At 61.3% G+C, this 12470-nt stretch carries 10 protein-coding genes; 4 read left to right on the top strand and 6 right to left on the bottom strand.

The annotated features are described in order from the left end of the window. Positions 1-31: 31 nt before the first annotated feature. The 6 genes from AB8A27_RS28015 to AB8A27_RS27990 form a co-directional block, all read right to left on the bottom strand. Complete coding sequence (locus AB8A27_RS28015) at positions 32-2665, bottom strand: EAL domain-containing protein (RefSeq protein WP_441244696.1); 2634 nt, start codon at positions 2663-2665, stop codon at positions 32-34. A 269-nt stretch (positions 2666-2934) separates the two neighbouring features. Next, on the bottom strand, positions 2935-3720 hold the full coding sequence (locus AB8A27_RS28010) for an ABC transporter ATP-binding protein (RefSeq protein ID WP_320446456.1): 786 nt from the start codon (positions 3718-3720) through the stop codon (positions 2935-2937). Next, the gene (locus AB8A27_RS28005; protein ID WP_093761596.1) at positions 3717-4490 is read right to left on the bottom strand and encodes an ABC transporter permease; all 774 of its coding nucleotides are present in this window, start codon (positions 4488-4490) and stop codon (positions 3717-3719) included. The genes AB8A27_RS28010 and AB8A27_RS28005 overlap by 4 nt, the downstream gene beginning before the upstream one ends. Positions 4491-4625: 135 nt before the next feature. Further along, a complete protein-coding gene (locus tag AB8A27_RS28000) occupies positions 4626-5570 on the bottom strand; it encodes an ABC transporter substrate-binding protein (RefSeq protein WP_441244695.1) in 945 nt (314 codons plus the stop codon). A gap of 105 nt (positions 5571-5675) precedes the next feature. Then, positions 5676-6437: a histidine utilization repressor gene (gene hutC, locus AB8A27_RS27995; RefSeq protein ID WP_441244694.1), complete on the bottom strand. Its 762-nt coding sequence runs from the start codon at positions 6435-6437 to the stop codon at positions 5676-5678. Beyond that, on the bottom strand, positions 6437-7816 hold the full coding sequence (locus AB8A27_RS27990; RefSeq protein ID WP_441244693.1) for a formimidoylglutamate deiminase: 1380 nt from the start codon (positions 7814-7816) through the stop codon (positions 6437-6439). Before AB8A27_RS27990 ends, hutC begins: the two co-directional genes overlap by 1 nt. Before the next feature lie 95 nt (positions 7817-7911). On the opposite strand from AB8A27_RS27990, the gene hutI reads away from it, so the two are divergent. From hutI to AB8A27_RS27970, 4 genes are all read left to right on the top strand, one after another. Next, entirely contained in the window at positions 7912-9141 is a 1230-nt protein-coding gene (gene hutI, locus AB8A27_RS27985; RefSeq protein WP_441244692.1) for an imidazolonepropionase, read from the top strand. Positions 9142-9152: 11 nt separating this feature from the next. Then, entirely contained in the window at positions 9153-10826 is a 1674-nt protein-coding gene (gene hutU, locus AB8A27_RS27980; RefSeq protein ID WP_441244691.1) for a urocanate hydratase, read from the top strand. Between the two features lie 10 nt (positions 10827-10836). Beyond that, positions 10837-11421: a HutD/Ves family protein gene (locus tag AB8A27_RS27975; protein WP_441244690.1), complete on the top strand. Its 585-nt coding sequence runs from the start codon at positions 10837-10839 to the stop codon at positions 11419-11421. Between the two features lie 138 nt (positions 11422-11559). Next, positions 11560-12441, top strand: coding sequence for a LysR family transcriptional regulator (locus AB8A27_RS27970; RefSeq protein ID WP_441244689.1), 882 nt, complete (start codon positions 11560-11562; stop codon positions 12439-12441). Positions 12442-12470 lie beyond the last annotated feature (29 nt).

Raw genomic sequence — 12470 nt, 5'->3', positions numbered from 1 at the left:
CACCTTAACAACGGTCGCCGACTTCCCGGGATTACATGGCCGCAAGCGCACCCGGCCGTGTTTCCCCTTGCGAGGCTTCGGCCCGGCGCTCGTCGACCAGCGCCGCCCAGCGTTCGGCATGGCGGGTCACCAGCCAGGCTTCGAAATCGAACGCGGACAAAGCGGGCGAATACAGGAACCCCTGAATGACGTCACAGCCCAGCCCGGCCAGAATCCTGCGCTGCTCTTCGGTCTCGACGCCTTCGGCCACGACCGTCATGTTGAGGCTCTGCCCGACGCGCACGACGGCGGTGGTGATCGCCAGAGCACAGACCTCGGTCTCGATGCCGCGCATGAAGCTGCGATCGATCTTCAGCTCGCGCACCGGCAGATGCGCCAGGCGGCTCAAGCTCGAATAACCCGTGCCGAAATCATCCATCGACAATCCGATGCCGGCCGCGCGGATCTGCTTCATGATCTCGATCGCGGTCGTGTGTTCGCTCATCACCGCACCCTCGGTAACTTCGAGCATCAGCCTGTTCGGCGCCAGCCCGTTTTCCGCGATGAAGTCGGAAATCAACGCCGGCAATCCCGGATTGAGAAAATTGATCGGTGACAGATTCACTGAGACGCAAGGCACATCGAGCCCCGCTCTTTGCCACGCCGCAATCTGCCTGCACGCCTCGCGCAGCGACCAGACACCGATCTGCTCGATCAGGCCGCATTCCTCCGCGAGTGGAATGAATTTCGCCGGCGACACATCGCCCAATACGGGATCATGCCAGCGCGCCAGCGCCTCGACGCCGTACAGATCGCCGTTACCCGCGCGGATCTGCGGCTGGTAGTGCAAGCGCAAACCGCCTTGTGTCACCGCATGGCGCAAGGCGGTGCTGAGACGAAGGCGCTCCTCGTTCATGCGATCCATATCGTTGCTGAAAAACCGATGCGTGGAGCGGCCGGCTTGCTTGGCCTTGTACATTGCCGCATCGGCATATTTCAGCAGGCTATCGAGATCGCGGGCATTGTCCGGAAACATGCTGATGCCGGCGCTGGCGGAAATCGGCACCTGATTGCCGCCGAGCTGCAGCGGAACCGACAGCGCCTCGGTGAGACGGCTCGCGATGCGGGAGGCATCTGCCGCGATGCAGTTCGGCATCAGGATGATGAATTCATCGCCGCCCTGACGGCTGAGGATATCGCCGGGCCGGATGTGCTGATGAAGCCGCTGCGTGACGGCGACCAGCAAGTCATCGCCGACAGCATGGCCCAGCGTATCGTTGACGTCCTTGAAATGATCCAGGTCGAGAAATATCAGCGCCATCTGCCTATCGGCGGAACATTCCGCGACGGCACGCTCCATCAACTGGCGCATGTGCGTCCGGTTCGGCAGACCGGTGAGCGCATCGAAATAGGCAAGCCGCGAGATTTCGTTGCGCGTTTCCTCACGCTCGATGGCGACCGCTGCGAGATGAACACAGGCATCGACGATGCCGTGATGCAAGCGGCTGGGTCTGCGACATTCCCTGAAATAGAATGCGAAGGTGCCGATGACGCGCCCATCCCTGGTCTTGATCGGCATCGACCAGCAGGCCTTCAGGCCGGCAGCCAGCGGCACACTGTTGTATGGCAGCCATAGAGGATCGTTTTCGATATCGGTGACCAGAACAGGCTGGCCGCGAAAGGCCGCGGTCCCGCAGGACCCGACATCCGGTCCGATGGCAATGCCGTCCAGCGCCTGCGCATAACCCGCCGGCAGGCTCGGTCCTCCCAGGGGACGCAGCAGTCCCGCGGCATCGACATGCAGCACCGAACAGACGACATCGGGCGCGATCTGCTCCACCTTCCGGCAAAGATTGTCCATCACCTCGCGCAGCGGCTGCTCATCGGCCAGCGCTTCGAGAATGTGGTGCTGCAGCGACTGAAGCTGCTTGCTCTCGGTGATATCCGTCATCAATGCGACGAGGTGCTGGAGTTTTCCATCCGCGTCGTGAATCGCATTCAGGGCAACCGAGACCCAGACCTCGTTGCCCGCCTTGTCGTAAAGGAGAATTTCGTCTTCAGCAGAACCTTCCGTTCTGATCTGCTGGAACAGATAGGCGAGCGTCGCCTGGCTGGTATATGCACCGACGAGAAGCTCCTCGGGGACCCGTCCGGTCGCCTCTTCCAGCGAGTAGCCGAACATGCCGGTGAAGGCGCCGTTGACATAGCAGATGCGTGCATCGCGGCCCGCGATGTAGATAGCGCGTTTTGTCTTGTCGACCACGAGAGACAGCCGGACCATCTCTTCCCTGCGCTTCACGTCCTCCGTCACATTGCGGACGAAGCCCATATAGGTGATCTCGCCATTCATCTCGACGCGCGACATCGAGAACGATCCCCAGATCTCGCTGCCGTCCTTGCGTTCGATTTTCACTTCGCGGCTGTGACCGACGATGCGATTGACACCGGTGGTGCGGTTCGCGGCGATATAGCCGTCATGATGCGACTTGACGGCCATCGGCACCAGGAAACTGACATTTTGTCCGAGCACTTCGCGGCGCTCATAGCCCCACAACCGTTCGGCAGCGGCGTTGAAGTGGATGACGGTGTTGTTGCTGTCGATCATCACGACAGCATCCATGGCCTGTTCTAGTCCCGCGAGCAGCGTCCTAGCGGCATCACTCTCGTCAACATGCACCAACGTCATAAACGCAACTCGCAATTACTTTGCTCAAACCATCGGACCGTCGTGGAAATGACCCGATCACCGGCTTTCAGCCGAGGTGGTGCAATCGTATGTGCGAGACGTCGCCAAACTGTTTTGCGCAGCGCCTGAGTTTCAGACAGCCGCGAACGTAATTAAGGTTCGGATAAAACCGCGCAGCCTGAGAAGGAGGCGCAATGCACCACGCAACCTTCGATAGATCGCGCGTCGTTCGAGCGGTATCCTGACGCCGAAAGAATGCGCGAAAAGACTTAGTGAGCTTCAGCCGCGAGCACGGCTTCGACGCGGATTTCTTCCGTCAACCGTGCTTTCAGGTCGGAAAAGGCCGGTGTGGTCTTGATTGTGTAGTGCCGCGGGTGCGGCAAATCGACCGGAATGTCCGCCTTGATACGACCGGGACGTGCAGACATCACCACGGTTCGCGAAGCAAGAAATATCGCCTCTTCGATATCATGAGTGACGAAGATCACTGTCTTGCGCTCACGCTCCCAGATGCCGAGCAGCAATTCCTGCATCAAGGCGCGGGTCTGGTTGTCGAGCGCGCCGAACGGCTCGTCGAGCAGCAGGATCTTCGGATCATTGGCGAGCGCGCGTGCAATCGCTGTGCGCTGCTGCATGCCGCCGGAGAGTTGCTTCGGGAAATGATTGGCGAAACTGGTGAGACCCACCTTCTCCAGCCACTGTTTGGCGATGTCGTTGCGCTCACGCTGGGACACGCCGCGCTCGCGCAGGCCGAAGGAGATATTCTCCGACACCGTGAGCCAGGGAAACAGCGTGTAGGACTGGAACACCATGCCGCGATCGGCGCCAGGGCCGGTGATCGCCTTGCCATCGAGCATGATGCGGCCCGTGGTCGGCGTATCCAGTCCGGCAACCATGCGCAGGAGCGTGGACTTGCCGCATCCGCTTGGCCCGAGGATCGTGACGAAGTCGTTGTCCGCGACGGACAGATTGGTCGGCTCCAGCGCACGCGTGGGCGTGCCGCCGCGAACCGCCGGAAAGATACGCGAGACGTTGTCGATAACGAGCTTGCTCAAATGATGCTCCACGGAAACAAGCGCCGGTTCGCAGCCTTGAACGCGTAGTCCGAAATCAAACCGATGATGCCGATGACGATGATGCCGAAGATGATCTGGCCAGTGGCGAGCAGCGCCTGGCTGTCGATGATCATATGGCCGATGCCCGAAGACGAGCCGATCAGTTCGGCGACGATGACATAGGTCCAGGCCCAGCCGAGCACGAGCCGGAGGATTTCCGCAATCTCCGGCGCAGCGGATGGAATGAGAACGCGCTTGAGTACACCGGCATCGCGCGCACCGAGTGTCAGCGATGCCTCGACGAGATCGCGGCGCACGCTGCCGACGGAGACAGCGACCATGAGAATGAGCTGGAACACCGAGCCGATGAAGATCACCAGCAGCTTCTGCAATTCGCCGATACCGGCCCACAGGATCAGCAGCGGAATGAAGGCGGACGCGGGCAGATAGCGCGCGAAGGATACGAAGGGTTCGAGAAACGCTTCGATGGGCTTGTAGGCGCCCATCAGGATGCCGATCGGCACCGCAAACAACGCCGCCAGCACGAAGCCGCCGATGACGCGCCAGATGGTCATGCCGATGTCGTGCAGGAAGCCCTGCTTCACCAGCAGAAACCAGCCGTCCTGCAGCATGGTCCATGGATTGGCGAGAAAGGTCTTGGACACGAAGCCGCCAAAGGTCGCATAGGACCATGCGGCCACGAACAGCACGAAGAAGGAGATGCCGAGCACGACGCGCGCGGTGGATGAGATAGGTGCGAGCGGTTTCATGTCGGACCTGAAAGCGATGCTAAAGATATCGCCGTCATTGCGAGGAGCGAAGCGACGAAGCAATCCAGTCTTCGCTTGTTACTTCTGGATTGCTTCGCTGCGCTCGCAATGACGGCTGAGAGGTGATGCGTCCGATTACTGAATGAAGCGCGGATCGGCGAGCTTCGTCAGATCCGGGATTTCCTTGATCACGCCGATTTCGAGCAGCAGCTCGGCCGCTTCCTTCGAGAAGGCCGCGTGTTCACCGGCGAAGAACTTCTTGTTCGCCTCCTGATCCTGCCAGCGCAGATACTGCGCGGAGGCACCGAACTTCTCGCCGGTCTGCTTCACGTCGGCGCCCATGATCTCATAGGATTTGGCCTGGTCGGCCTTGATCATCGCGACGGCTTCGAAATAGCTCTTGGCCAGCGCCTTCACGGCGTCGCCATTGTCGGCGATGAATTTCGGCGTGCAGCCGAAGGTGTCCATGATCATCGGATAGTCGAGGGTGGTGGCGATGATCTTGCCGGCTTCCGGCTTCTCGCGCACGGCCGAGAGATAAGGCTCATAGGTCATGGCCGCATCGTTCTGGCCGGCGATGAAAGCCTGCGCAGCCGGACCCGGCTCCATATTGACGACGGAGACGTCCTTCACCGAGAGGCCGTTCTTCTTCAGGAACCAGGCGAGCGTGAAATAGGGCGCGGTGCCGGGCGCCGACGCGGCGACGGTCTTGCCCTTCAAATCCTTGATCGATGCGGTGCCGGCGCGCACGGCCATGCCGTCGGCGCCATAGGACTTGTCCAGCTGGAACAGCTGCGTGGTGGCGACGCCATTGGCATTCCATACCACCCAGGTCTCGACCGTGGTGGCGGCGCATTGCACGTCACCGGATGCGATGGCGAGATGGCGGCTGGCCTGTGGGACTTTCTTGATCGTGACGTCGAGTCCGTTTTTGGCGAAGATGCCGGCTTCCTTCGCCAGCGTCAGCGGGGCAAAACCGGTCCAGCCTGAAATAGCGATGGTGACCTTGGTCTGCGCTGCAGCCGGGGTCGCAACGAGAGCCGCGAGCATGGCGGCGACGGAAACTCCAATCAACTTCATAACGCACTCTCCTCAGCCAGATTTAGAATGATACTGCATGGCAACATGGCGGATTGCCAGAGTCAATTTCCGCAGACGGCCTGCGGCAGATGATTCATGTCGTCCTCATGATCGCAGCCCCGTCGGCGTGAAGCGCGCGGTGAGCTGATACAGATCATTCGGATAGGTGACGCGCACCGATGTGATGATCTTGTTCTTGCGCCAGGTGCGGCGCTCGACCACGAGACAGGCGGCCGGCTTCTTCAGCGTCAGCGCCTTCAACGCGACATCATCTGCCAGAGACGCGGTGATCCGGTGCTCCGCCTCATTCCACGGCACGTGACCGAGCAGCCAGGTGCCGGGCGGCACGCGGGTGAAATCGATGTCAGACGCGGGCGGCACCACGTCGAGATTGATCAGGCGCTCTTCCAGCGCGAAAGGCCTGCCCTTGGCGATGTGCCGACAACTCAACACCAGCACGTCGCAGCTCTTGTCGATGCCGAGACGTTCGAGATCGTCCTTGGTTGCCTTGCGCCGCTTGCGCGAGAGCAATTCATAAGCATAGGCCTCGCCGCGTTTGGCGATCTCGGCCTGGATATCCGGAATATGCAGCACCGCCGACTGCACGAGAGGCTTGGCGACAAAACTGCCGACGCGGCGCTTGCGCTCGATGACGCCAGCCGCTGCGAGACCGGACAGCACCTTGTTCACGGTCATCCGCGAGCAGTTATAGCTCTCGACCAGTTCATGTTCGAACGGAATACGATGACCGGGCGGCCAGCGGCCGGAGAGGATCTTCTCTTCGAGATCGGCACGGATGCGCTGATACAGCGCCTGCGGCGCGGCCTGCGCTTTTCCATTTGGTTTTGACGCGCGCGGTGTCGCCATCAGAGTGTCGCCAGCCGCTGCACGACACGCCGATAGCGTTCGGTGATGGATGCGCGCTTGATGTGCCGTCCGTTGCTGACGACCTGCTGGCCGCCGACGAAGACGTCGGAGATCGCCGATTTTCCGGCGACGAAGGTCGCGGCGTCGAGCCAACGGTCGCCGGTGACGGCGCAGAGATCGGGATGCGCGGTGTCCAGCACGACGATATCGGCGCGCTTCCCGACCGCGAGTGCACCGATATTGCGGCCCGAGGCCTGCGCGCCGCCGGCCAGCGCATGTTCATAGAGCGCACGGCCGGTGGATTCGCCCTCATGGCGCGCCACGGCATTGCGGACGCGATAGGCGAGACGCTGGCTGTATTCGAGCTGCTTGAGCTCGCCCGGCGCGGTGATCTCGATATTGGAATCGCTGCCTACACCGAAAACGCCGCCGGCATCGATGAAGCGCGGACCTTCGAAAATACCATCGCCGAGGCTCGCTTCGGTCAGCGGACACAGGCCGATGACGGCCCCCGCTTTCGCGACGCCGGCGGTTTCTTCGGCTGTCATATGAGTCGCGTGGATCAGCACCCAGCGCCGGTCGACCGGCATATGATCCAGCAGCCACGCCACCGGGCGCTGACCGGACCATGCGATGCAGCCCTCGACTTCCTTAGTCTGTTCGGCGACGTGAATGTGGATCGGTCCATCCGGCACCGCCTTGAGGACTTCATTTAGTGTGCCTGGCGTGATCGCGCGCAGCGAATGCGGCGCGATACCGATGGCGGCGTCATCGAGATGCGCGATGGCAGCGCGCGACTTCTCCAGCAGCGCCAGAAAGCGCGCGGGATCATTGATGAAACGGCGCTGGCCGTGGATCGCCACCGCGCCGCCGAAGCCACTGAAATTGTAGAAGGACGGCAGCAGCGTCAGGCCGATACCGGTCTCGCCGGCCGCTGCCGCGATACGCACCGCCATTTCGGCAAGATCCGAGTAGGGCGCGCCGGTCTCGTCGTGATGCAGATAATGAAACTCGGCCACCGAGGTGAAGCCGCCTTCCAGCATCCCGGCATAGGCGAAAGAAGCTATGGCCTCGACATCATCAGGGGTCAGCGTGTCGATGAAGCGGTACATGAGCTGCCGCCAGGTCCAGAAACTGTCCTGCGTGGCGCCGCGGATTTCCGTGAGACCGGCCATGCCGCGCTGGAACGCATGGCTGTGCAGATTGGGCAATCCGGGCAGCGCCACGCCGCTGATGATTTCAGCGTCAGCGCTGCTCGAATTCGCGGCAACGGCCGTGATGGTGCCATTCTCGACCGTGAAAATCACGTCGCGCGCCCAGCCCGACGGCAGCAGCGCGTTTGCGAAGAACAGCCTTTTTGCAGCACGTTGCGTGCCCATAGCGATTGCCTGTTGCATTCAAAAGACGCTCGACAATAAGCGAGGCCGCTGATTATGTATAGACATACGACGTCCCGAATTTACGGCAGTCCGTCATGACCTTCGATACCATCTGGACCAATGCACGCCTTGCGACCATGGCGGCCGGCACGGCCGGCCTCGGCATCGTGGAGGATGGGTGCATCGCAGCAAAGGACGGCCGGATCGTTTTCGCCGGACCGGCGTCAGAGCTGCCGGCTGGCGCCGATGCCAAAACCAGCATCGATTGCGAGGGTCGCTGGATCACGCCCGGCCTCGTCGATTGCCACACCCATCTGATCTATGGCGGCAACCGCGCGACTGAGTTCGCAATGCGGCTGGAAGGCGCGACCTATGAAGAGATCTCGCGCGCAGGCGGCGGCATCGCCTCGAGCATGAAGGCCACGCGGGCGGCGACTGAACAACAGCTCGTCGCCAGCGGATTGAAGCGTCTCGATCATCTGCTCGCCGAAGGCGTCACCACCATCGAGATCAAGTCGGGCTACGGCCTCGACAAGGATACTGAAATCCGCTGCCTCACAGCGGCGCGGCAACTGGGCCGTGAACGCGACGTCTCTGTGATCACGTCGTTCCTCGGCGCGCATGCGATGCCGCCGGAAGCCAATGGCGATAAGGACGCCTATATTGAAAGCGTCATCACCGAGATGCTGCCGGCGATCGCGGAACTGAAGCTGGCCGATGCCGTCGATGCATTCTGCGAAGGCATCGCCTTCTCGCCGGAGCAGACCGCGCGGGTGTTCGACGCCGCCAGGAAACTCGGCCTGCCCGTGAAGCTGCATGCGGACCAGCTCTCCAACCTTCATGGCGCCAAACTCGCCGCCGACTACAACGCACTGTCCGCGGATCATCTCGAACACACGGACGAGGACGGCGTGATCGCGCTGACCAGGGCCGGCACCGTCGCCGTGGTATTGCCGGGTGCTTACTACACCTTGCGCGAAACCCAGGCGCCGCCGATCGCTCTGTTCCGCAAGCATGGCACGCATCTGGCGCTTGCCACCGACAGCAATCCCGGCACCTCGCCGCTGACCTCGCTGCTGCTCACCATGAATATGGGCGCGACTTTGTTCCGCATGACGGTCGACGAGTGTCTGCTCGGCGTGACGCGCGAGGGCGCACGCGCGCTCGGCAAACTCAAGGATGTCGGCACGCTGGAAGCCGGCAAGGCCTGCGATCTTGCGATCTGGGACATCGAACACCCCGCCGAGCTGGTTTACCGCGTCGGCTTCAATCCGCTTCACGCGCGCGTCTGGCACGGCCAATCGCACGCGACCGTTTCCAAGTAAGGATCGACATCATGGATCGCAGCAAGAACAGCCGCATCGTGCGCAGCCCGCGCGGCACCGAACTCTCCGCCAAGGACTGGCTCACCGAAGCACCGCTGCGCATGCTGATGAACAATCTCGATCCGGAAGTGGCCGAGAACCCGAACGAGCTCGTCGTCTATGGCGGCATCGGCCGCGCTGCGCGCAATTGGGAAGCCTTCGACCAGATCGCTGCATCGCTGCGCGCCCTCAACGCCGACGAGACACTGCTGGTGCAGTCCGGCAAGCCGGTCGGCGTGTTCAAGACCCATGCCGATGCACCGCGCGTGCTGATCGCCAATTCCAACCTGGTGCCGCGCTGGGCGACCTGGGAGCATTTCAACGAGCTCGATCGCAAGGGCCTGATGATGTACGGCCAGATGACGGCCGGCTCGTGGATCTATATCGGCTCGCAGGGCATCGTGCAGGGCACCTACGAGACCTTCGTCGAGGCCGGACGGCAGCACTATAATGGCGACCTCTCCGGCAAGTGGATTCTGACGGCTGGCCTTGGCGGCATGGGCGGCGCGCAAACTCTGGCGGCGACCATGGCCGGCGCGTCGTGCCTCGCGGTGGAGTGCCAGCCGAGCCGCATCGAGATGCGCTTGAAGAGCCGTTACCTCGATGTACAGGCGAAAGACCTCGACGACGCATTGGCGATCATCGAGAAGGCCAACAAGGAGAAGAAGCCGATCTCGGTCGGCGTGCTCGGCAATGCCGCCGACATCTTCCCTGAACTGGTCCGCCGCGGCGTCAGGCCGGACATCGTCACCGACCAGACCTCGGCGCATGACCCCGTGAACGGCTATCTCCCGAAGGGCTGGACGCTCTCGGAATGGGAAGCCAAGCGCGCCAGCGATCCGCAGGCGGTGGAGAAGGCCTCGCGCAAATCGATGAGCGAACATGTCCGTGCGATGCTCGACTTCCACAAGATGGGCGTGCCGACCGTCGACTACGGCAACAACATCCGCCAGATGGCCAAGGAAGAAGGCGTCGACAACGCGTTCGACTTCCCGGGCTTCGTGCCGGCTTACATCCGCCCGCTGTTCTGCCGCGGCATCGGCCCGTTCCGCTGGGCCGCGCTGTCCGGTGATCCCGAGGACATCTACAAGACCGACGCCAAGGTGAAAGAGATCCTCGGACACAACAAGGCGCTGGTGAACTGGCTCGACATGGCGCGCGAGCGCATCCAGTTCCAGGGCCTGCCGGCGCGCATCTGCTGGGTCGGCCTCGGCGATCGTTATCGCCTCGGCCTCGCCTTCAACGAAATGGTAGCCTCGGGCGAGCTGAAGGCGCCGATCGTGATCGGCAGGGATCATCTCGACTCCGGTTCCGTGGCAAGCCCGAACCGCGAGACTGAAGCAATGAAGGACGGTTCCGATGCCGTCTCCGACTGGCCGCTGCTCAACGCGCTGCTCAACTGCGCATCTGGCGCAACCTGGGTGTCGCTGCATCACGGCGGCGGCGTCGGCATGGGCTTCTCGCAGCATTCCGGCATGGTCATCGTCGCCGACGGCACGCCGGAAGCCGCGAAGCGCCTCGAACGCGTGTTGTGGAACGATCCGGCCACCGGCGTGATGCGTCACGCGGATGCCGGCTATGAGGAAGCCATCGCCTGCGCCGAGGAACATCACCTCAATTTGCCGTCGCTGCACGCCAAAGGCTGATTGCTGCGCCATGCAAATCCTGCGCGCCGCGAATTACAAGGTGATGCCCTGGAAGAACGGGCTGGGATCGACGACGGAGATCGCGATCTTTCCGGCGGATGCAAAGCTGGACGATTTCGACTGGCGCGTCAGTATGGCGCAGGTGACGAGCGACGGAGCGTTCTCGTTATTTCCCGGGATTGATCGTACACTTCTCGTCATTGATGGTGCCGGCATCGACCTCGATGTCGACGGCTGCGCATCCGTGCGCATTGATCGCAGCACGATCCATTCCTTCCCCGGCGATCAGCAAACATCAGCGACACTGATCGACGGCCCCATCACAGATTTGAATGTGATGAGCAGGCGCGGGATCGTCTCACAGCGAGTGAGACGTATCAACGTAATGAAACGTCAGGATTTTCTAGTTTCTGCACAAATGTTTCTATTCGTTGAGCATGGCACCGTGACCGTACGGTCGGCATCGACCGTCGACAGCCTGTCGACGCATGATGCACTGCTTGTCGAACAAGGATCAGCACCTGTCACGATTGAGTCCGATGCCACAGCGCGTGTCGTCATCATCGAGTTCGGTAGACAGCCGTCACACCAATGATTTTGATGACGCCATAAATTCCAGAAATGGCATCCAAATCAAATATATAACCAAAACTGATTACGCATATATGATTGGTACAGAATCGCGACAGCACTTAGTCTGACTCATGGCTCCATTGCGAGGCTGGATATTCAAATGCAGAAGCGGCATCTCAATATTCCGATTGAAATTGTTCGTACCGTCGTTGCCATTTCAGAGACGGGTAGTTTGACCAAGGCTGCAGAACAATTGGGATTGAGCCAGCCTGCAGTAAGTTCGCAAATCAAGCGCCTCGAACAACTCGTTGGCGGGTCGCTGTTCAGCAAGACACCGAACGGAAGTTGTCCGACCGATCTCGGCAAGCTGGTGCTTGCGCAGGCGCGCAAGATCATCGAGGCCAACGATCAGGTGCTCGCACTCGGCGGAGCCGATAGTCATGGCGAGCGGCTTCGTCTGGGCCTGAGCGTCGTCATGGCGCAGCGCTTCGTGGCCCAGCAGAGCCCGAGCAATCTCCATGACCTACATATCCATGCCGCAATGTCCGCCGAGATCGTGACAGCGTTGATCGACGGCCATGTCGACATCGGGTGTTTTTTCCAGCGGGGAGAAATCAGTCCCGATCTGGCTCCGCTTGTCGTTGATGAATACGAGGATCGGCTGGCATGGGTTCGCGCGAAATCATTCGTGCTCAGCCCCGGCGCGCCTATCCCGGTCATCACCTGGACCAATGACGACTGGATGCTTCATACGCTCACGCGACATGGCCTTTCCTATCGGATTGCCTTCAGCAGTCAGGACTACAGCGCAAAGAAGGCCGCCGTCGAAGCCGGCATCGGACTGACGGCTGTTCCCAGCCGGATCATTCCGCCGGGACTGGTTTGGGCCAGGGACTATTACTTGCCGGAGCTTCCGACCATCAAGGCGTTGCTCTGCATTCGTCCGGGCCTGACGTCGCCGCGTGTCATGGAAATCAAGGATCAGCTCTCGGAGATGTTCCTGCACCCCTCACTGCCCAAGGAAAACGACAAAGTTGCCTAGCGAAGCTGCATATTTCAGAGAGCAGGCCG

This window comes from Tardiphaga sp. 768_D3_N2_1 (assembly GCF_052076105.1).
Taxonomy (GTDB): Bacteria; Pseudomonadota; Alphaproteobacteria; order Rhizobiales; family Xanthobacteraceae; genus Tardiphaga.
This window is presented reverse-complemented; position numbering and strand designations above follow the sequence as displayed.